The sequence below is a fragment of the Paenibacillus solisilvae genome (genome assembly GCF_042656405.1).
In the GTDB taxonomy this organism is placed as follows: Bacteria; Bacillota; Bacilli; order Paenibacillales; family Paenibacillaceae; genus Paenibacillus_Z; species Paenibacillus_Z solisilvae.
In genome coordinates this window covers 126,128-147,820 of record NZ_JBHSOW010000016.1, presented here as the reverse complement: position 1 = coordinate 147,820, position 21,693 = coordinate 126,128, and the positions used below count along the sequence as shown (strand labels likewise).

The window sequence follows — 21,693 nt, the reverse complement described above, 5'->3', positions numbered from 1 at the left end:
TATAGTAAGCATCCGATTTTATAAGGGGAATAAACCAATAAATCCCTTCAAGAAGGGATTTATTGGTTCGGAAATATAGGGGGTCGTGGTTATTTGGGAATAGTGCCGTCTACCCCTTTAACAAACCAATCCATTTTTAATATATCATCTATGCTCATCGTTTCACCCGGTTTAAGCTTCTCGGCTCCTCCAGAATCCAGGATCGGACCGGTGAATAATTTCAAGCTGCCATCCAAAATCTTCGCTTTGGCATCAGCAACCAGCTTCTTCACATCATCAGGAACCTTCGGTCCAAGCGGAGCAATGTCGACCATGCCATCCGCCATTGAACCCAGGTATTGTTCATTTGTCCAAGTGCCATCCTGCACGGATTTTACGATTTTGGTGTAGTACGGCCCCCAGTTCCAAGTCGGATTCGTCAAATAAGCATCGGGTGCGTACTTGGTCATATCGGAGTCGTTGCCTCCTGCGAAAGCTCCGCGTTCCGCGGCAGCCTGCACGGTTGCCGGTGAATCCTGATAGGCGAGCAATACATCGGCTCCTTTATCGAGCAAGCTGATTGCTGCTTGCTTTTCAGTCGTAGGATCGTACCATGTGTTCGACCAAACGACGCTGACTTTGGCATCCGGATTGACGCTTTGCGCGCCCAGTGCAAAAGCATTGATATTATAAATAACCTCCGGAATCGGGAATGCTCCGACATAACCGAGCAGGTTCTTCTTCGTCATTTTGCCTGCCGCTATTCCGGCAAGATAACTGCCTTCAAAGTTTTTACCGAAATAGGTTCCCATGTTTTCTGCTGTCTTGTATCCAGCGCTGTGTTCGAAGAAGACCTTCGGGAATTTCTTAGCAACATTCAATGTGTAATCCATATATCCAAAGCTTGTTGTAAATATGATGTCGTGATTCTGGGCTAATTCTGTAATGACACGCTCAGCATCTGCACTCTCCGGTACATTTTCCACCGTGTCGGCCTTAACGCCGGTTTGCTCTTCCATGAACTTACGGCCTTGATCATGCTGGTAAGTCCAGCCGCCGTCTCCGGGGGGGCCGATGTAAACAAAAGCTACGCGAGGTGTTTTCTTGGCCGTATCGGCACTGTCGTCCTTCGGTGCACCGTTTGTCGCCGTATTCGCCGTGGTTGTGTCCGTTTCTTCCTTCTCCTTGCCGCTTGAACAGCCGGAAAGAACAGCCGCGAGCGTAAGAACGAATAACAAAACCGCCGTCAACTTCTTGTTTCGAATTTGCATACGGTTCCTCCCTAAGGCCTCTATGTATTTCATCTTAGGGGTTCACCCCAAGATGTAATTCAACTATATAACCATGTCATAATTACGTCAACTTATATTACATAGATTTCATCTGGCTTTCAGCTGAAGCTCCGACCAAATTAATCGCGCCTTCTCCATCTCATCAGGAGTGTCCACATCCACGAAAGCCCACTCCGCAGCATAACGCACCCGCGTACCCTTGAATTCCGGTGAATGAAAAATATGTCTGGCCCCGGCATCGCCTTGGAGCTCTGTCAGTACCGGAAAAATAGATTTGGACAAGATGACAGGCGGAACGGAAGCCTCCCCTTGCCCGCTCGCTACGTAGTCCACGGTAGGATCTTTAAGATATACAGAGATTAGACGCTTTAATAATGCCTGTGTAACGAAAGGCTGGTCAGCAAGCGCAACGAGAACAGCATCGGGCGATTCCGGAAGCAGTGCATCAAGTCCGCTCCGAATGGAGTGGGACATCCCCAAATGGGCTTCTTTACATGGAACAATCTTAACTTTGGATAGGCGGCTGCCTAAATCTCTGCGATCATAGACCCATAGAAGCGGATCCTCTTGACGAACAACGACAGTCAACGAGCTGAGTCCGCAAGCACGTAATTCACGGAGCCCTCTACTCCCGAGTGTAATGCCCGGCGACAGCTCGAGCGGCAGCTTCGCCTCCCCCATTCTTAGGCTCGCTCCAGCCGCCAAGTATAACCCCGCAATCTTCATCTAACCGCACTCCTCTCCTGCACTCATTCCTTGCCCTTGCACGTACAGAAACAAGCTCAGCTGCGACACTGACCGCAATTTCTTCCGGCCCATCCGCCCCTATGGCCAATCCTACAGGCGCATAGACGTTAGCTGTTACTGCAAACCCTTCGAACAGTTTACTGATTCTGCTTTGTGATCCGAGAACCCCGATATATTTCGGCCTGAGCGGCAAAGCCTGCTCTAACATTTCACGGTCGCGCTGCAGGTGATGGCTGCAAATGATCAGATAATCATCGCACCCGATTCCAAGCTGCCTGGTAATCATCCTCCCTGTTCCACTCACCAATTGAGCGCCAGGATAACGGGTTTCGGCATCAGGCAGCACGCGCCAATCAGCCACAATGACTTGAAAATCAATCGCTTGCGCGATTCGGCAAATGGCCTGCGCATCATTGCCCCCGCCAAATAGGAGGAGCCGGGATTTGGGAACCCAATCAGAGCGCATCGTTTCAGCCCCTCCCGCTGGATCGGTCTCCTGCGAAGTACTGGTCAAAGCTTTCGTCATAAAGACATCGCCTTGTGGGTGGATGCTATATTGTATGCTTTCTGCATATATTGTTCTTACCAAATGAACACTGCGCCCCGAATTCATTCTAGCCAGCGCTTCGGAGAGGAATTTGCGAAATTCACGGTCTATAGGCTCCAGCAGCACACGTATCGCACCGCCGCAGCCAATTGATTCCCCCCATACCGGATCTTCTTCAGACTGCATATTATATGAAATGATTTCTGATTTCCCACTACCGTTTACCGCATCGATGCGCTCTTGCAGATCCGCTTCAAGACAGCCGGGACTAATGCTCCCCAGCTTGCAGCCATTCAGAGAAAATACCATCATGGCTCCTGCTTTTCGATAGGAATGACCGTTAACCGATAGGATTGTCGCTAATACAGCATCCGTTTCCAGGCATTGAACAGCATTTAAAATCGAATAGGCGTCCATATTTCCCCTCCTCTAAAGCTGATTTTACAAGCAAGAGTTGATGGCTACCCGTCCTTTAGGCTGATCATACAATGTTATATTATATAACATCATAGGCGGAATTGTGATGATTTTCAAGAAATTTTTGTTACCATATCTAACATATAATTGACATAAATTTAAATAAAAAAATGCCCTATGCATCATCAAGGGAACCGGTTAATACCCGTGTCGCCTTGATCATACAAGGAGCATTGATTGCCAACAAGGTTGTTGAATCCTTGACTAATGAACGTTATTGAAAATAACCGTTCGCGGATGATGATGGGTTTGACATTGGCGATGAGGATGAATTTGCCGATGCAAGAGAGGATTGAACCTGCTTCACCGCTTGCTGCATCCGCTGTTGAATGCTTTGAATTTGCCGCTTCTGCGCATCCATTTGCATCTGAATCTGGTTCTCTGCAAGACTTAATTCATTTTGAATATTATGAAGCTCTTGGACAACCTGCTGGATCTGCTGCGATTTGGGATCGAGTCCGGCATTTCGAAGCGCCTGCTGTGCCATCATCTGCTCCTGCTGCTGCTGCCTTTGCACCTGCTCCTGAAACTGCTCATAGCTTAATTGCTGACTATTGACCTGGTTTTGATTTTGATTTTGAAATTGGTTTTGATCCATTGTTGGGACCTCCTAAAAGTTTTTGTGAGCTTTGCGATTCACCAATTAATTTGGTGAAAAAACAAAAACTCGCTTCGGAAGCATACACTTCGTTTTTGTGAGCTTTGCGATTCACCATTAATTTGGTGAAAAAACAAAACTCGCTTCGGAAGCATACACTTCGTTTTTGGGAGCTTTGCGATTCACCATTAATTTGGCAAAAAAACAAAAACTCGCTTTCAAAGCAAAGCTCTGCCGGTTCATCCATGAATAGGATGTCCACACCAATGGATATTTATTAAAGAAGGGCAGCCTTATCGGCCGCCCTTCTCCTGCTGCTCCAGCAATAGCCGGAGCTGTTCGTCAGATACCGTTTTTCCACCGTAACGCACCCGGTTATAAGATCGGATTAGCTCATCGCCAAGTGACTGATCCTGAGACGTTTTCGATACCTGCTTCTGCGGCTGCAAGCTCAGTTCAACGCCAGTCTCGTTCGGAGTCAGGTGCGGCTTAAACGCATATCCACTCTTAACCCGATGTCCGACCCATTGCCGGTATAGATAGCGAATTCGGGATTCATTATCCTGCAGATCCTTCCAACGTATACGGGGCTCTTTGGATGAAGAACGCCAAATCCCGCTCAAAAAGCCGGGTTTACGTATGCTCTTCTCCTCATCTACGTAACCTTTCGCAGAGCTCAGCTTATCACGAACGAACAGCGCGGCAAACTTCTCACGCAGCCGTCTGAGCCAGTCAGGCAAATACCGAAGCTTGCGCAAAACAAACCACAGCAATACAGCGATAATGATGCCGCATAAGCCATAAAGCAAAAGATCCACCCAATGAGGTAATGTTTTAGCGGCCTCTCTTGGCAGCGGCAAGTCTGGAGGTGTTTCGTTTGGTTGTGTTTGCGGCGGCGGCGTTCCTTTGTCCACGCCCTTTAACAGCTCAGCCAGCCAAGCACGAAACGTCTTGAACAGGGAGCCAAGAGCGGCCTGCAGCTGGTACGTAAACACCATCATGACGGTAATGGATAAAATAACGGTCACATAGAACCGATTATGCTTTCTGACCGTCGGCTCCACCATAGGCTTCTGGCTGCCTGAGAGAGACTCTTGATTAACGTTGCCGCGGTTTAATTGAAATAAGGTAAGTACGAGCACGATTACACCGATCACCGTAAAGCTGTACGGGTACGATGAACTGGAATCAGGCTTCAAACTCAGAAATAAGGAAACGAAAAAATAGGCAAACAAACTGATCGCATAATGTCTGGCCTGCGGCCGGAGCGCGAGTGAGCTGACCGCCATCTGCTCACCGCGAAACAGACAGAAAGTCAAAAGGATAGCAGAAATGATCGCCTCCACGGATAAGCCGTTAAACAGCCAACTTATGCATCCGCCCACAAGGATCGCAATAAACAGCAGCGGAAAAGAGTGGCGAAATTTAAAGATTTGATTGACCAGAGAACCTGCCGGATACCCTGCCCACAGTAGAACTAACCACTGCCATGGCACTCCCGAAGCAGGGAATTGCAAATAGAGGATGAACAGAACCGGGTAAATCAATAATAATTCAATCATTCCAGCGACAGCGGCGCTCAGACCATTTCGAAGAAAGGGGGTCATGCGGTTTCACCTGCCTGTGAAGGAATTGGCATCCAATCCACGCTGTGACCATCGCTCCGCAGTTTATCTGCAGCCCGCTCGATTTTCTCACTCATAAAAGCGGAAATAAGGACAATATCAAAGGAATCTTCATCCCTCCACTGCTCAGCCATCTGCTCCATTAACACATCAAAAGGAACGGCTCTTATAATAGCGAGCTTGGCCATCTGTTCAAATATTTGGAGCAAATGCTCATTTCCGTTACCTCGCTCCACATAGATCGCAGTACCGGGTACGTCGAGGTCATGTCCATTGGAAGCGAAGCCCGTCTCCAGCCCCTGTTCTGCAGCATATTGCACGAGAGCAGCCGCAAGACGTATCCCCTGCTCAATAACCGCCGTCTGATTAACAACCTCCCACATTAGCTCGTGATCCTCCACATTCAGCAAAACCATAATACGGTAGTCGGCTGTGAAGTCGCGACGATGCACCTGCAGCTTGCCGGCCCTGGCTGTGGCGTTCCAATTGATCGTTTTTAACGAATCGCCAGAATGATAATCACGTACACCGGAGATCGTGAACGGATCCTCCACAATCCAGCGCCGCACCGTTATATCGCCTTGATAACTGCGGGAAGGAAGCAGCAGCTCTGAATAATCGGCCGGTTGAGGATAGACAATCAGCTCTTCCTTCAGAGGTACAGCTGTCCATGAACTGAACATACCAAACAAATCGCCATAAGTTAGGGAAGCTCCCGTTAACCTGTAACAGCCCCTCTGCACACATTGAACAGCATGCCTTCTAGTCAGCTGCCGGTTGCCTCTTAAACTGAATAAGCTTTTATGGTTCTGATAAAATTGTCCGTTACTGACATCAAAATTAGCATCGCTTTGAAATTTAAGACCGGTATGAACCAGCGACTCGACGCGAAGCCAAGGCACCGGAAGCCCTTTACGATTCGTAAGCTTCTCAATCATTTCAATATGATCGCCTTCAAAACAACGATTCACACTGAAGCTCCGCTCATAGGAGAGCTTCTTCATGCCAAACTGCCGGAACACAAACCGCTGAACCATGATGACGACAATGGCGCTTAATATATACCAATGAATGCCCATGCCATTCCCCTTTCGAATCAGCCATTCTTACGATTTGGCCAATAAAGGCGTGTCCGAAGGAACCGTAATCGTTTGCAAAATGGACTCCATAACACTCTCCGCAGCATGAGGACGCATCCGCTGCGCACTTCTCAAGGACACTCGATGCGCCAGCACAGGCACTGCCATTGCCTTCACATCATCCGGCGTGACATAATCGCGCCCTTGCACCGCAGCATAGGCTTGGCATGCCCGGAGCAGCGCTTGACTGCTTCGCGGGCTCGCTCCAAGCGCTGCATCGGGATGCTTACGCGTAGCTTCAACGATCGACAGCATATACAGCAGTAAATCCTCCGACACCGCCACAGCTGTGAACAAGCGCTGAGCCTCTTCAATTTCCTCAACGCTGGCTACCGCAGTCAACTGGTCGAGGGGATTATCGGACATGAATCTTTTCATGATAGCAATACCTTCTGCCGTTGAAGGATAACCCATCTTCACTTTGAAGAGGAACCGATCTAATTGAGCTTCCGGCAGCGGAAACGTTCCCTGCTGTTCCACTGGATTTTGAGTAGCAATAACAAGAAAAGGACGGCTTAAGAGATGTGTCGTGCCATCAATGCTGACCTGCCGCTCCTCCATACATTCAAGCAGGCTCGATTGCGTTCTCGGTGTTGCGCGATTGATCTCATCTGCGAGGACGATATTCGTAAACAAAGGTCCTGGTCTGAACTCGAATTCGGAGAGCTTCTGATTATAGAAATGAATACCGCTCAAATCGGACGGAAGCAGGTCCGGCGTGAACTGGATTCGTTTGAACGAGCAGTCGATGGATTTAGCAAGCGCTTTCGCAAGAAGCGTCTTACCGGTACCAGGCACATCCTCCAGCAGAACATGACCGGAAGTGATGATTGCAATGACCAATTTATCAATAATCTCTTCTTTTCCAACTATAACGCTGCTGACATTCGTTCGAATTCGGTCCGCTAAGCTTTGAATCTTCTGCAAAGTCATCCGGCGGTGCTCCTCTCGTTTTCCAAAGAAATGGGTGTTTATATTTCCCAGTATACCTGCTTACAAAAGCAACCGCTATACCTATCGTGATAGATGAACGATTCCTAATCCGGCAAAATAAAAAGGAACCGCCCTCGAAAGTAAGTTAGGTTTACCTTTGTAGTTGAGTAAATAAACAAACCCGGGAAGGGGAAGCGTTATTTCTGCTCCTTCCCGTTTGGTCGATTGCTGCTTTTCTTCAGCAGACTATAGGCAAGCGAAAGCCACCTGATTTCTTGGCTTACTTTTGGCAACCCGCAAGCAGGAACCGCCGGAATCCCCGGTTGTTTTTCAGTTGCCCAAATACACTCTCCGGCTCGATCATCCTCCGAACCTGTTACACCCTAGCCTATACTGGAATTCGTACAGTTAAAAAGACTTCCATCCGATTAAAACTGTCTCTATACTGCATTCCATACAGCTAAATCGCCCCAAATGAACCTTTTAAGCTCAATTCGGCATTTATAACTGGAAATTTCCAGTATAGCGCTGATTCGTACATCTAAGGCCCGAAATAGCTGTAAATATCCAGTATAGATGTGCATGCATCATGCGGTTGACTGCCGACACCTATCGCCCCGCCACGTGCCGAGGCTCGGTGCAGAAGTAAACCGCGAATGCCGAACACGCAGCAAGTCGTTCACACAAGTGTATTACGGATTTGCCCCAAATCTCTTTCGTTAAGATTTGGGACAGCTCCTTCCGCCGTACTTTATCGAAGCTGCTCCTGCCCCTTCAAGTAGGGCCGCAGCGCAGCCGGCACGTAAATCGAGCCGTCTTCCTGCTGATGGTTCTCAATTATCGGTATAAGAATTCGCGGCGTCGCGACCATCGTATTGTTAAGCGTATAAGCAAACTTCAGCTCCCCTTCCTGATCCCGGTACCGAATGCGCGAGCGCCTGGCTTGAAAATCAAGGAGGAGCGACGCCGAATGTGTTTCCCCATAGTTATTGCGGCTTGGCATCCAGGTCTCCAGATCATACTGCTTATAATTCTTCTGCGACATATCGCCTGAACATACCGCAACAACCCGATAAGGAAGCTCCAGCAGCTGAAGCAGCTCCTCTGCGTTAGCAGTCATTTGTTCTAATAGTTGTCCAGCAAGCTGAAGGTCGGCTTGGCAGATGACGACCTGTTCCACCTTTGCGAATTGATGCACCCTATAGAGGCCGTGCACATCACGTCCGGCTGACCCTATCTCGCTTCTGTAACAGGGGCTTGCAGCCCCCAGCCTAATAGGTGAAGTTAAATCCAACAGTTCACCGCCATAATAGGATACAAGCGGCACCTCGGCCGTACCGACGAGCCATTTGTCTTCACCTTGAATCGCATACGTCTGGTCACGGTTTAGAGGGAAGAAGCCTGATGCAACCAGCGTTTCCTCCTTCACCATAACGGGCACATCGAGCAGCGTATACCCTTTCTCCTCAAGCAGATCCAGTGCTAGCTGCTGCACGGCACGATGAAGCCGCAGCCCGTTATTTTTCAGTACATACTGCCTTGAACCGCCAACCTTCACTCCGCGCTCCATATCGATCATATCCAGCTTTGTACCAAGCTCCACATGATTGCGAGGTTCAAAAGCGAAATACGGCGGCTGACCGATCCGCCTCATTTCTACATTGTCCTCATCGCTTGCTCCCACCGGTGTATCTGGCGACATGAAATTCGGCACGAGCAGCATGCAGCGGTTGTACGCCGCTTCCGCATCACGAAGCGCAAGCTCTGTTTCCTTCAGCTTCCCGAGCATCGCTTGAGCAATCACTCTCTCTTGATCTGCTTCTTCCTTCCGATTCTCGCCTAGAAGCCGTTTAATTTGTTCCGTACGGCGGTTACGCTCTGCACGGAGATTCTCTGTGAGGGTAAGAAGCTCTCTTCGGCGATCATCAATGGCCATAAGCTCCTCCACCTTGAATGCGAGCCGTTTCCGTACTGCCGCTTGCTGAACCTCTTCCGACCGTTCTCGAATCATACGAATGTCTAACATGAATAAGCACTCCTTCTTGTTCACGAAATAACAAAATACGCGTTCTTCTCCCCATAATGGGACGAAGAACGCGTTCGCGGTGCCACCCAAATTAGTCGTTCAACGAGGAACAGACTCTCTTGATCCGCAAGTAACGGTGCGGAGCCGGAATACTTAGAGGACGCCTGCCAGCAAATTGCAGCTGCGGTCCCGATCGCAACGCCTCCGAGTTGGATTCTCTTCATCGGCCTGTTTGCATTTTCGGTTATTGAGGGTCATTATATCAAAGCCGGTGAAGCGAATCAAGTTATCTTCGGCCCAAAGTTTGAATTTCTGCGGTCCTGGCATTATCGTAAATCAGAGCGTGCTCGCAGTAAATGTCAGCCTCAACCGGCACAACGCAAAAAAAGCAGGCAATTTACCTGCTTTAAAGCATCCATCCCGTTCAATTGCCGCACGGACTGCCTTAGTCTACGGTGTTGTAAAGCTCGCCTTCTAATACCTGTTCCTCAAATTGAGCTGCATATTTACTCATGCAGTTACAGTAATAGTCACGTCTGCAAATCGGACAAGGAACAGTCAGCAGCCGGTTCGTACCAATCAGTTTCCACTCCGGCGTATTCGTGAACATCAGTCTAACTTGAGTTTGATCGGAGAAAGTGGCAACAAAATGATATAGACCTGTCGCCGGATTACTATCTGCTGCAACAAAATTTTTAAATTTGTAATTGAATGACATAATCAATCTCCTGTTTGTTTAGATTTAAAAAGGCATTGTAAGCTTATATACTTTTTGGAGACTTGTCAAACAATTTATGAAGGTTCTAAGTTGTTTTTTTGGTTTTTCCATTATTATTCATCATTTTGACGAAAAGAATACCTATTTGATCAAATTCCTCATGAATGAAAACCGCCCCGCAGAAGAGAAATCTTTCACGGGGCAATTTCATCTCTATTCACTTAGCGCTTTATGCGCCTGTCTGCAGGGTTAAAGATTGCTGCATTTCAAATTGTGTCATATACAGCTTTCGGTACAGCCCATCCTTCTTCATGAGCTCATCATGAGTCCCCTGCTCGGAAATCCGCCCGTCCTGGACAACAAGGATCAAATCCGCATCCCGTATCGTCGATAGCCGATGTGCAATAATGAATGCAGTGCGACCTTCAAGCACGGTCTGGAGCGCGGATTGAATATGCTGCTCCGTTTCCGTATCTACGCTCGATGTTGCCTCATCCAGAATCAGAATGCGCGGATCGGACAGCAGCACGCGTCCAAATGCAAGCAGCTGGCGCTGCCCGACAGAAAGCTTGGATCCCCGCTCTTCCACCTGCGTCTCGTAGCCTTCGGCAAACTGGGATACGAATTTATCAATCCGCACGCTCGTAGCCGCACGCTTCAATTCCTCATCCGAAGCATCTTCGTTGCCATAACGGAGATTTTCCTCAATTGTGCCGGAGAAGATAAAAGAATCCTGCAGAACAATCCCCATCTGTCGCCTTAAGGATTCCAAAGTGACATCCTTCACGTCCTGTCCGTCAATAATAATACGTCCGCCTGTTGCATCGTAGAAGCGCATCAATAGATTAACAATCGTGCTCTTCCCGGCTCCTGTCGGACCAACCAGCGCTACGCGCTGACCTGGTTTGATGGTTAAGTTGACACCATGAAGGACCTCAGGTTTGTCTTCTCCATACCGGAAGGATACGTTGTCGAACACAACTTCGCCTTGAATTTTCTTAAGCGGCTTGGCATTGGACTGATCCTTCACCTCCGGATCTGTATCCAGCACTTCGAAGATCCGTTCTGCAGACGCCATCGCAGACAGGACCTGGCTGTATACCTTGGAAAGGGCGCTGAGCGGCCCCCAGAAACGCCATAGATAGTTGATGAAGGCCATGATAAATCCCAGCGTTAATTGATCATTCATTACTTCTCTGGCACCGAACCACAGCACAATACAGGTACCGATCATACCAATCATTTCTACAGCCGGCCAGACCGTTGATTCGAGCGTGATTGCGCGCATGAAAGCCGCTTTGTTATTCGTATTCAACGTTTGAAAACGCTCATTGTTCACCCGCTGCCTTGAGAAGGCTTGAATGACACGGATGCCTTGAATCGTCTCATTCACGTTGCCGTTTATAGCAGACATCGTCTTGCGCGAGCGGGACCAGGAGCCTTCAATCTTGGGCTGCATCTTGCCTACAATAAAGTACAGCAGCGGCATCGTAATGAAAGACAATAAAGCCAGCTTCCAATCCATCCACAGCAGAATTGCAACAATCCCGACAAGATGGGTGACCTCCATGACAATGGTGATTAATCCGCCGTTAATAAGCTCACCGATCGCATTCGTATCATTTGTTATCCGGGACATAATTTTCCCTGCCGGCCTGCCGTCAAAGAAACGGAAGGACAGCGTCTGCAAATGATTGAACAACTGCTGGCGCAAATCGAATAATATTCGCTGTCCGGTGAAGTTAATCAGCCTCGTATGCCAGTATCCGAACAGCCAGCCTGCCAACCTCATCGCCAGCAGTGTGAACCCAATCCAGTGAATGACATGGAAATTTGGATTACCGAGTCCGATCCCTTTGTCAATAATAGCCCGAATCAGCAATGGCTCTGCTAAACTGATCGCCATGTTCAGAAGCACGATGACGACGACGACCGTCAATACGCGCCGATAGGGGAGCACGTATTTGAACAGCCTCTTCATATATTCCCGATTAAAGGGCTTCTCCTCCAGCTCATCCCCGGAGTCCCATTCCACTTGACTCATTGTTTTCCCCCCTTTTTATAAAAAATTATCGAACCGAAGCCGCTTCCTGCATCTCAAACAAGTTGCGGAAGAAGCCGTCTTGTTCAAATAATTCCTTATGCGTGCCCTGCTGCACGATTTGACCGCGGTCCAGCACAATGATGCGGTCCGCCCGCTTCACTGAGGAAAGGCGCTGGGCGATGATGAAAGTTGTGCGTCCCTTCATGACTTCCAACAACTCCTCATGAATAGCTGATTCCGTCGCAGTATCCACACTCGCTGTCGCTTCATCCAAGACGAGAATCGGTGGATCCATCAGAATTGCTCGGGCAAGCGCAACACGCTGCCGCTGGCCGCCTGACAATCCAACCCCGCGTTCGCCGATCAATGTGTCGTAGCCATACGGCATCGACTCAATGAAGCCGTGAATTTGCGCTTTCTTGGCTGCCCATTCGATTTGTTCTTGAGTCGCTTCCGGTACGCCGTATGCGATATTTTCTCTGATTGACGCTGAGAAGAGGAAGGTTTCCTGAGGAACGATTCCGATTTTGCGGCGTAATCCTTCCAGCTCATATTCGCGTACATCAACCCCATCAAGGAGCACGCGTCCGCGGCTGACGTCATAAAATCGGGACAGCAGCGCGATCATGCTGCTCTTGCCTGAACCGGTAGACCCAAGAACGGCCACAACCTCGCCTTCACGCACGCCCAAATTAATTTCCTGGAGCACACCGGCTTCGGATGCTGCATCTTGATCGCCAAAATGAAAGGAGACCTCTTCAAAAATCACATTGCCGGTAATCCGCGCCGGGTCAGCACCCCCATCATCCGGGGAGCTAATGCCAACCGGCGTATCAATGATCTCAAAGACCCGCGGAGCAGCTTTAATGGCCTGCTGCATAATATTGATTTGCCAGCCCAGCATATTAAGCGGCCAGATAATCCCCCATGTGTACCACTGAAAGGCCATGAATGTTCCTAGCGTCATCTGATCCTTCGCGACGTAGACAGCGCCGAGCCAGATCATGATCAGGAAAGTTAAGCCCCCGTAGAAACCCATCAGCGGAAACGCTTTCGCTTCAAGCTTAGCCCGCTCCATATTCGTATCGAAGTTCTGGTCGTTGCGGCTCTCGAATTTGTCCTGCTCCGCTTTCTCTCTGGCAAAAGCTTTCACGACCCGAATACCGGAGATATTCTCCTGCAGCGTCGTGGTCAATCTGCCCATCTGCTCCCTGATTTGTCCCCATGCCGGGCCAACGTTCTTATTGAAACGGTATAAAATAAATAAGAGCAGCGGGATTGTTGCCATACTCAGCAGGGTTACCTGCCACTGCATGAAAACCATGAAACCGATCGTCCCGACAAAAGTCAGCAGTCCGCCGACCATCGTCAATGAGCCAAAACCGATAAAGTTCTTGACCGCCTCTATATCTCCGGTCATGCGGGACATCAGCTGACCTGTCTTCGCTTTATCATAATAGCCGAATGAAAGCTTCTGCAGATGCTCATACATTTGCTTGCGGAGCGTGAACACGACGTTCTGGCCGACCAGCTCTTGCGAGCGGCCTTGAACAAACATCCCGAAGCTCTTGACGACTTGAATACCTGCAAGCGCTAAAGTAAACAGAAGTATAGCTTTGGTATTCTCTTTGGCGATCCCCTTATCAAACACTTCTTTGAGCAGCCATGGTGCAATGAGATCAATCAGTGTACCTAGAATCAAGAGCGTTAAGGATATAACCACCCATTTGGTGCTGGGCCGCAAATACATCATGAGTCGAAGCAATACTTTCATTTTCTCTATCTCCTCCTTCGAAAGTATGCGTTGATTCCATCCATCAGAGAGCAAAAAAGGAGACCTCAAGCCCTGCATGGGCTCAAAGTCTCCTTATACGCGTACGAATCGCAGCTGGAAGAAGCTACGACACACGTAAGAAGGCGGGCCGATGGTTAGGAAATATTTTAAAATTGTGGACATCAAGATTAAAATAAATCATAGCCATCGCCCTCCTTCCTTGTTTTCCGATAATTGGAACATCCAAATCTTATCATCACTTCCTGCAGTTCGCAAGAGAAACATTTTCTTGATATTCAAGCGTTAAATGGCATATCAGGCGTAATCAATGGACAGCTTAGCTCAAACCGGACTTAAAGATCACGGGAAGATTCAAAATCCGCTGCTGTGATTCCCTGCTCTACCGCAAACTCGTAATCCTCGATATCATACACTTGGACAGGCACTTCCGCCTCCAGCAGACGGTCTTGAAATTCAAATTGATCCGATAACAGAGGCACGCTTAACTTAAGCGAGGTTAAAAGCAGCTCGGTCTCAATGGGATCAAAATATTCACCATAGGAAGCATTATCAACCGCATGCACAACCGTAAATTGGATCATGTCATTGAGCAGCAGCGGTGAACTCGCACGCCACGGCATCTGGAGCGCGCGTTCTATCTTCTTGCGGTTCAGGGCATCCTCGAAGAAAGAGATAAGTTCGGCAATTTTCTGTTTCACGTGAGCATCTTCCTCCGGATCGTCCATGACCGGCTCTTTTCCGTCTTTCATATCGTACAGCTCTAATATAGTGGAGTACGGCAAGACAAAATCGACTGGACGACTTGGTACGAGCAATTGTCCATAAGTGGCTATCATTACGGCTTCAACAACAAAGCGCCGTCGCATTCTATCTCCCCCTTCTGTTATTCCATATACGTATATTCAGCAAGATTAGCTTATTATACATCATATCGCCGCCTGTACACAGAGCCAATTGCCTGTACTAGCTCATGTTTACGCAAAGCAGCAGTATTTAATAATCTTCAAAGCGGTAACTTATAGACGATTATGTTAAAATAGATCCGACAAACGAAAATATTAGCTCTCCATATCTGTTTACCTGGCGCCGTCGCTTAAGGCGATGCAAGGGAAAGCTTTGGAAGAATAATTAGGAGGCCTTTGCGAATCCCTATGATTACCGAACAAGTCATTATCATCGGCGCTGGTCCTTGCGGACTTGCCGCAGCTATTGAGCTGCAGGCAGCCGGCTTAAATCCGCTGATTATCGAGAAGCGGAATATTGTTCATTCCATCTCCCAGTATCCGACTTATATGCATTTCTTCAGTACACCGGAGCTTCTTGAAATCGGCGGTATCCCGTTCACGACCGCAAACGACAAGCCTTCCAGGCTGGAAGCGCTCAATTATTACCGCAATGTCGCTCTGCGCCGCAAAGTTCGCATTCAAGCCTATGAAACCGTAACGGCTATAATCCGTCGTGAAGAGGGCGGATTTTTACTGGAGAGCTGCGATCGTTATGGAGAAAACAAGACCTATGAAGCTTCAGATATTATCATCGCCACCGGATATTTTGATCATCCCAATGAGCTTGGCATTCCGGGGGAACAGCTCGACAAGGTCACCCATTTCTTCAGGGAGTCGCATCCCTATACCGGAATGAATGTGGCGATTATCGGAGGCAGCAACTCTGCAATCGATGCCGCACTTGAGCTTGAACGTGCCGGTGCGTTTGTAACGGTTGTATACAGAGGCGAAGATTATTCACCCAGCATCAAATCTTGGGTCCGACCAGGCTTCGAAAGTTTGGTGAGCAAAGGGCGCATCGGTATGCGCTTTGCATCAAGAGTCATCGAGATCAAGGCGCATTCGGTCACGGTTGAGAATGCAGAAGGTACGGAAGAGCTGCCCAATGATTTTGTACTCGCTCTAACCGGCTTCCATCCGGACCGCGCATTCCTGACCTCCATCGGCGTTACGATTGAGGAAGAAGGCTATCCCACTTTCAATGATGAGACCATGGAAACGAACATTCCCGGCATCTACCTGGCCGGTGTCGTTGCATCACGGCGCGAGGCCAATGAGATTTTCATTGAAACCGGGCGCTTCCACGGACGGAAAATCGTCAGTCATTTGATGCAATGTGCACAGAGGCCATTCGATTAATGGGATTAAACAGCTGCCAACTTCTTTTATTAACAAAAGGTGCACCCGCCAGATTGATTATCTGGTAAGTGCACCTTTTTCAATCTGCCGCATTCGGTTAAACCAGTCCCTCTTGATCCGCACCGGTAAAAGTCACGACATTTGCAATTTTTTGCAGCCGTATGTACTCGTTATTGGTCAAATCCGTACGGAAGTAAGCGAACATATAGATGGATTCCAAGAAGGTTAAAGCCGGGTAAACGGCGATATTCTGATTGGAGTGCGGATTATCCAGCAGCACCTGCCACTCTCCGTCCCGATCCGCAGCAGGAATCGTCTGGAATAAATACCGCTTTGTTCGAATGATTCGTTCATACTCCTGCCAAATATAAGCCCATGACGGGCTGATTCGGCCTGGCTCGGGAATCGCTGTACTCGCAAACAGAAGGAGCTCTTCCGCCCGTTCTCCTTCGTTGTCAGTGAAGCGTCTCAGATAATCGCGAAATTCATCCAGCAGACGTCTAAGCGCTGTGAAACCTTCCGTACGTATCCGCTCGCCGAGTGCAGCCGCTTCTGCAAGGCTCCTTACTTCCATAAGCTGCTGATAATGGAGATTTTGCGTTACGCTCATATCCAGCTGCGGCCTCCTTCCTGGATGGCTATCCTTTTTGTATGATTATCGTTCCGTCTGCATTCAGATAAAGTCTGCGGCGGGTGTCATTATTTAATTTCACGTTAAACATTTTCAACCGCTCATCTCTCACCTCAAGCAGCTCCCAATCAGACTCTTCCTCGTACACGCGCAGCACTTCATTCAGAAGATAAGAAACTCTGCTCTCCGCCGTTTCATTATCCTCCCACCAATAGGCGCCATAATATTCAATATCATAGGCATTACGGAGAATTCCGCAAGCGATTTCGCCTGTCTTTCGATTCCGAAGCACCGTTGGCACCTTTATCATTCCCTCTCTTCGATCATCAGCCACGCGACTCGTTCCTATGAACAAAAACGAGGTGCGAGCAGAACTCTGCTGCACCCCGTTAACCTGTCAAATGTCTTACAAATAAGGACTTTCGTGCTTCGCCTTCAACCTAACCCATCTGCGTTCTACCTCATCCTCGAAGGACTGCAGCGCCTCTGCATATTCCGGGCGTGTCATATGCTTCGTTTTGCCCATGTTTTTGAGCCAATCCGCCAGTGGAATGCGCTTGCCCTTCTCCTCCGGATTGTACGTGATCGTAGTCACGCCTTCCTCCACCTCATACATCGGGAAGAAGCAGGTGTTGACTGCCTCATCAATTAAAGTCTGCCCGATTTTCTCTTCGGAGAGCCAATTGAGCGGACAGGAAATGAGAATTTTACCATAAACGAGACCAACATTGTTAGCGTAATATTGTGCTTTGGCTGCTTTGCGAAGCAGATCCTGCGGCAGCGATTCCGAACCGGTAAAGACGTAGGAAATATTGGTGGCTGCCATGATTTGCGCCGTATCTTTGTGGTGAAACAGCTTGCCGCCTTGATGCTTGCCGACATTTGATGTCGACGTACGGTGACCGAGCGGCGTGGAATAGGATAGCTGAGCACCCGTATTCATGTAACCCTCATTATCGTATTCGACAATAATCATCTTGTGGTTGCGCAGCGCGCTGCCGATTGCCGGCCCCATGCCGATGTCCATCCCGCCGTCACCAGTGATCATGACGAATGTGAAATCATCACGTATGCCTAGACCATCCAGCTCCCCGCGGCGTTTGCGCTCCCAGAACATTTCGACGACGCCTGAAAGCGTTGCTGCGCCATTTTGGAATAGATTATGAATGTAGGTCGCCTTGTGAGAGGAATAAGGGAAACCTGTCGTAACGACCATCGCACAGCCGGTTTGATAGAGGGCTACGATATCCCCCTCAATGCCTTTGAAGAACAGCTCAAGCCCCGAGAAAATACCGCAGCCCGGGCATGCCCCGTGACCTGGAGCAAGCCGCTTCGGCTTCTTCGTTAATTGACGTACCGGCGGTACTTTGACCTTCAGCTTACCCGTCGAGGCGTCGCGGTCGACTGTAATCAATCCAGTCTTCAATTCTTCGAATTTCATTGGTTCGAGAACCCGCTTCATCACTTTGTTCGGATCGCCGGCCGTGTGACCGTAGTAATCGAACGGAACCTCCACTTTACCGCTATTCGCCGCTTCAATTGCCAGCTGGAACAGATGATGGCCGTCTTCAGCATAGAAATCCTTGCCGCCCAGTCCGTATACACGGCTGATCACAAGCGTATCCCGATTGCCATGGGTGAATAAAGCCGCTTTAATTTCATTGGTCATATTGCCGCCATGTCCGCCGTAGGAGTCGGCCCGGTCTCCAATCGTAATCGCCTTGATGCCCGTCAGTGCCTCGGCAATTTCCTTGGCCGGAAACGGTCGAATCATATTCGGAGCAATAGAGCCTGCTTTAATTCCTTGGGCACGCAGCTGATCCACGACGTCTTTGATGATTTCGGAGGCGGAATTCATGAGGAAAACGGCGACCTCGGCATCCTCCATGCGATATTGGTCAAGTAGCGGGTAATCACGGCCCGTAATAACCTGGTACTCCTTGCGCAGACGATCAAACACCTCGGAGGCGTTATACATCGCTCTTGATTGCTGATAGCAGTTATTAATATAGTCCGGTTCATTCATATAAGGACCGACTGTAATCGGATTGTTCCGGTCCAGCACATGCTTGAAGCCCTCCGGTGAATGCTCCCCTACAAAAGCATGAACGTCAGCGCGGTGAGCGAAGGTTTGAACCCGGCGCTTCTGGTGAGATGTGAAATACCCGTCCGAGGCCACCAGCACCGGCAAGCGAACAGCCGGATCTTCAGCAAGCTTGAGCGCTATAATGTTCATATCGTATACGGCCTGCGGATCGCGGCACATCAGAATCGGCCAGCCGGTATTCAGTGCAAAATACAAATCCGAATGATCGCCGTGAATATCTAGCGGACCTGACACCGAGCGGCAAACCAAATTCATGACCATCGGGAACCTCGTCCCTGATTGCACCGGCATCTGCTCAAGCATATATAAATAACCATTGGAACTGGTAGCGTTAAAAACACGGCCGCCAGCTGCGGAAGCGCCATAGCATATTCCCGCTGAACCATGCTCTCCGTCTGCTGGAATGAGCTTAATATCATGCTGTCCGTTTGCTTTCATCAGGTCGAGAAATTGCGCAACTTCCGTTGACGGTGAGATTGGGAAATACCCCATGACATGATAATTGATCTGATGCGCGGCATAAGCTGCCATTTCGTTACCAGACTCGTATACCATACGCTGTTCAACGGTACCCGTACTCACTTCTTTGTTGATTTCAATGGCCATTGTTCCTCTCCTTTCTCTCATGCAAAGCGTGACGCGGCTGATAATAGAGTTTGAATTAGTTAGCCCAGTTAAATGAGTGCGCAACGCGGTTCGCTTCCCCATACCCATCTGTCTCGCGCGCTGATGCCAGCGCTTCTGTAGGACAGGCGACGACGCATTTCAGGCAGCCCTTGCAGTACTGATAATCAATACCTTGAAGGAACATCTGAGGCCGTCCTTTCTTATCGGGCTGCTCATCCCAGACGAAGCAGAAGTCCGGACAAGCTGTATCACAGGCAGCACAATGAATACATTTCTCATCATCGAAATGCGGCATCATGCCCTCACGGGAAATACTCAAATCCTTAAGCACACTGTTGCCGGGGTTCGTAATCATCCCGCCAATCGGCTGCGTTTCATAGCCAAGCGACGGCGTATCCCAGCGGGTTGGCAGCGGCATCGTCTCCCCCTCCGGCAGCGAGAAGTTACGGAATTGAACTTCATCATACCCGCGCTGGAAAGTACGCAGTGCGGGCTCGACTGCCGCGGGATATTTCTTCTCCAGGGATTTACGGATTATCCCTTTCATATGTTCAAAATCCAGGAAGTCGCAGAGCCGGAATAACCCGCCAAGCATCCCCATGTTCACTCGATTGTTTTCTTCCAGAGCAATGCCCGTTGCATCCACAACCGCCAGTGTGCCGCCGAGAAGCTTCAGCTTCTCCTTGAGCTCCTCAGGGGATTTTGGAGAATTAACAAGCACGACACTGTCCTCATAAATCCCGCTGATAACATTAACGGTTTTGGACAAATTCTCATGAAAAATGCCTACGATATGAGGCCTCTCCACCGGTGTTGTGTCTCTAATGTTGGTGTCCAAATCACAAAAGCGGATATGCGCTTTTACTGGAGAGCCCTTCTTCTCTGAACCGTAGGAAGAGAAGCTTACCCCGTTGAAGCCGCTTCCAACTACACCGGCTTCAGCCAGCATTTTTCCGGCCAAGTTTGCACCTAACCCACCGATAGATTCTAAGCGAATTTCGAAGAAACCGAGTTCATTCTTTTTTGGAAGATCTGCCACTTGCTCAACTCCCTCCCTGAATTTTCTGAAAAGTTTAGTAAATTCACAACTATCAGTATACCATTATTAACTATTTACGAATAGACTCTCTTTTTAAACCGAACAGCCCCTTCTAGTAAATCATCTACGGCAACTATTTTCTTAAAGTGAGAGCTTGTCCAGAACCTGTTATCCCGCTTCTTCGTCTTCTTGCGCGTTAGCAAGGATAAGCCCCAGGCTTCAAGGCCGAGTCTGGCTCCGCTGCAAAGCACGCAAATCCCGCCATTTAACCGGAATGATTCCTTCCGCTCGAATGGTTTCCTGAATGTCCGGATCTCGAAACAGCTCCAGCTCCATTCCCCGTTTGAGAGGCTCCTCATGAAAAGCGTACAGCTCGTCGGTTACGAGTGAGGGATGGATGATGATTTCAGATACGCCTGGGTGCAAATGCTGCAGCAGTTTGATCATTTCTACTTTGAAGCTGTCATAGGTTTCGTTCGCTTGGGAACGAAATGGCAATCCAAGCAAATAATCGAGCACGACAACACCAAGCCGATCTGCTTCCTCCGCATGCTTGCGCGCTTGATTCGCCAGTTCAGCCGGTGCTAGTTGGCCATTTTCGAGCAGGAGGTTGCGCGGCAGCCGAAAAGGCAATCCATAATTGGCACATACCTCTAGTACTTGTTTTAAGAAATTCCTGCCGGTTTGCAGTCCATACAAGCTCCCCATATGATTATCCGCATGCGTCAGGTTAACGCCCAGCTGGAGAGCCATTTTAATTTGAGCATTAAGCTCCTGGCGAACTTGGACGGGGTCAGCTTGACGCTCGAAGGATTTGGCATCCTTGCAAAAATACCCTTCGCTAGTAACGAGTGAATCTACCGGGCCATCCCGATATACAGGTCCCCACTTCATCGCACTCCACTCGCTCGTAAACGTAAGATGCACGCCGACGTCCAATTGGGAATGACGGGCACTCCAAAGCGCAGCTTCCCTGGCCCAGGCGCAGGGCATCATAATAGTAGCTGACGACACGACTCCATCTTGCAGCAGCGATTGAATGCCGCTATTTGTTGAATGACATAAACCATAATCGTCTGCATTTATGATAAGTAACCGATCTTGTGGTCCATATCCTAATGACTGCGCGACATTCATCTGAAAACGACCTCCATCATGCAGCATCAAGCTCCCTCCCTATATATATGGCAAATGCCCGATGTTTCATTCTTAACCGTTCAAGAAT

Annotated in this window: 19 protein-coding genes and 1 pseudogene; 1 reads left to right on the top strand and 19 read right to left on the bottom strand. The window is 49.0% G+C overall.

All coding sequences use genetic code 11. The features are described 5' to 3' along the window. Positions 1–89: 89 nt before the first annotated feature. The 14 genes and pseudogenes from ACFPYJ_RS05015 to ACFPYJ_RS04955 all read right to left on the bottom strand — a co-directional run bounded on the left by ACFPYJ_RS05015 (position 90) and on the right by ACFPYJ_RS04955 (position 14,786). Entirely contained in the window at positions 90–1,250 is a 1,161-nt protein-coding gene (locus ACFPYJ_RS05015) for a BMP family ABC transporter substrate-binding protein (RefSeq protein WP_379186951.1), read from the bottom strand. Between the two features lie 108 nt (positions 1,251–1,358). Continuing rightward, a complete protein-coding gene (locus tag ACFPYJ_RS05010; RefSeq protein WP_379186950.1) occupies positions 1,359–1,952 on the bottom strand; it encodes a nucleotidyltransferase family protein in 594 nt (197 codons plus the stop codon). Beyond that, the gene (locus ACFPYJ_RS05005) at positions 1,897–2,982 is read right to left on the bottom strand and encodes an XdhC family protein (protein WP_379186949.1); all 1,086 of its coding nucleotides are present in this window, start codon (positions 2,980–2,982) and stop codon (positions 1,897–1,899) included. Before ACFPYJ_RS05005 ends, ACFPYJ_RS05010 begins: the two co-directional genes overlap by 56 nt. Positions 2,983–3,256: 274 nt before the next feature. Continuing rightward, positions 3,257–3,640 (bottom strand): hypothetical protein, encoded by a 384-nt coding sequence (locus ACFPYJ_RS05000; protein WP_379186948.1) that lies wholly within the window; start codon positions 3,638–3,640, stop codon positions 3,257–3,259. Further along, entirely contained in the window at positions 3,594–3,887 is a 294-nt protein-coding gene (locus ACFPYJ_RS04995) for a hypothetical protein (protein WP_379186947.1), read from the bottom strand. The genes ACFPYJ_RS05000 and ACFPYJ_RS04995 overlap by 47 nt, the downstream gene beginning before the upstream one ends. A 46-nt stretch (positions 3,888–3,933) precedes the next feature. Beyond that, a complete protein-coding gene (locus tag ACFPYJ_RS04990; RefSeq protein ID WP_379186946.1) occupies positions 3,934–5,247 on the bottom strand; it encodes a DUF4129 domain-containing protein in 1,314 nt (437 codons plus the stop codon). Then, entirely contained in the window at positions 5,244–6,344 is a 1,101-nt protein-coding gene (locus ACFPYJ_RS04985) for a DUF58 domain-containing protein (protein WP_379186945.1), read from the bottom strand. Before ACFPYJ_RS04985 ends, ACFPYJ_RS04990 begins: the two co-directional genes overlap by 4 nt. A 27-nt stretch (positions 6,345–6,371) precedes the next feature. After that, positions 6,372–7,337 (bottom strand): AAA family ATPase, encoded by a 966-nt coding sequence (locus ACFPYJ_RS04980; protein ID WP_379186944.1) that lies wholly within the window; start codon positions 7,335–7,337, stop codon positions 6,372–6,374. Positions 7,338–7,534: 197 nt separating this feature from the next. After that, positions 7,535–7,710: pseudogene (locus tag ACFPYJ_RS33185) on the bottom strand (transposase); the annotation flags it as partial. A 378-nt stretch (positions 7,711–8,088) separates the two neighbouring features. Continuing rightward, a complete protein-coding gene (serS, locus tag ACFPYJ_RS04975; RefSeq protein WP_379186943.1) occupies positions 8,089–9,363 on the bottom strand; it encodes a serine--tRNA ligase in 1,275 nt (424 codons plus the stop codon). A 445-nt stretch (positions 9,364–9,808) separates the two neighbouring features. After that, positions 9,809–10,081 carry a hypothetical protein gene (locus tag ACFPYJ_RS04970; RefSeq protein ID WP_379186942.1) on the bottom strand — a complete coding sequence of 91 codons (273 nt, stop codon included), beginning with the start codon at positions 10,079–10,081 and terminating at the stop codon, positions 9,809–9,811. 229 nt (positions 10,082–10,310) lie between these two features. Continuing rightward, positions 10,311–12,125, bottom strand: a complete 1,815-nt coding sequence (locus ACFPYJ_RS04965; RefSeq protein ID WP_379186941.1) for an ABC transporter ATP-binding protein — start codon at positions 12,123–12,125, stop codon at positions 10,311–10,313. Between the two features lie 25 nt (positions 12,126–12,150). Continuing rightward, the gene (locus ACFPYJ_RS04960) at positions 12,151–13,899 is read right to left on the bottom strand and encodes an ABC transporter ATP-binding protein (protein WP_379186940.1); all 1,749 of its coding nucleotides are present in this window, start codon (positions 13,897–13,899) and stop codon (positions 12,151–12,153) included. Positions 13,900–14,252: 353 nt separating this feature from the next. After that, positions 14,253–14,786 (bottom strand): ADP-heptose synthase, encoded by a 534-nt coding sequence (locus ACFPYJ_RS04955; protein WP_379186939.1) that lies wholly within the window; start codon positions 14,784–14,786, stop codon positions 14,253–14,255. Between the two features lie 285 nt (positions 14,787–15,071). Here ACFPYJ_RS04955 and ACFPYJ_RS04950 point away from each other — a divergent pair, with 285 nt between their 5' ends. Next, on the top strand, positions 15,072–16,064 hold the full coding sequence (locus tag ACFPYJ_RS04950; RefSeq protein ID WP_379187014.1) for a YpdA family putative bacillithiol disulfide reductase: 993 nt from the start codon (positions 15,072–15,074) through the stop codon (positions 16,062–16,064). Positions 16,065–16,161: 97 nt separating this feature from the next. On the opposite strand, the gene ACFPYJ_RS04945 is transcribed toward ACFPYJ_RS04950, so the two are convergent. From ACFPYJ_RS04945 to ACFPYJ_RS04925, 5 genes are all read right to left on the bottom strand, one after another. Beyond that, a complete protein-coding gene (locus ACFPYJ_RS04945; RefSeq protein ID WP_379186938.1) occupies positions 16,162–16,674 on the bottom strand; it encodes a hypothetical protein in 513 nt (170 codons plus the stop codon). Positions 16,675–16,702: 28 nt separating this feature from the next. After that, positions 16,703–17,029, bottom strand: a complete 327-nt coding sequence (locus ACFPYJ_RS04940; RefSeq protein ID WP_379186937.1) for a hypothetical protein — start codon at positions 17,027–17,029, stop codon at positions 16,703–16,705. 72 nt (positions 17,030–17,101) lie between these two features. After that, positions 17,102–19,408 (bottom strand): thiamine pyrophosphate-dependent enzyme, encoded by a 2,307-nt coding sequence (locus ACFPYJ_RS04935; RefSeq protein WP_379186936.1) that lies wholly within the window; start codon positions 19,406–19,408, stop codon positions 17,102–17,104. A 55-nt stretch (positions 19,409–19,463) separates the two neighbouring features. Next, positions 19,464–20,468 (bottom strand): 2-oxoacid:acceptor oxidoreductase family protein, encoded by a 1,005-nt coding sequence (locus tag ACFPYJ_RS04930; RefSeq protein ID WP_379186935.1) that lies wholly within the window; start codon positions 20,466–20,468, stop codon positions 19,464–19,466. A 219-nt stretch (positions 20,469–20,687) separates the two neighbouring features. Further along, on the bottom strand, positions 20,688–21,632 hold the full coding sequence (locus ACFPYJ_RS04925; RefSeq protein ID WP_379186934.1) for a polysaccharide deacetylase family protein: 945 nt from the start codon (positions 21,630–21,632) through the stop codon (positions 20,688–20,690). Between the last annotated feature and the right edge of the window lie 61 nt (positions 21,633–21,693).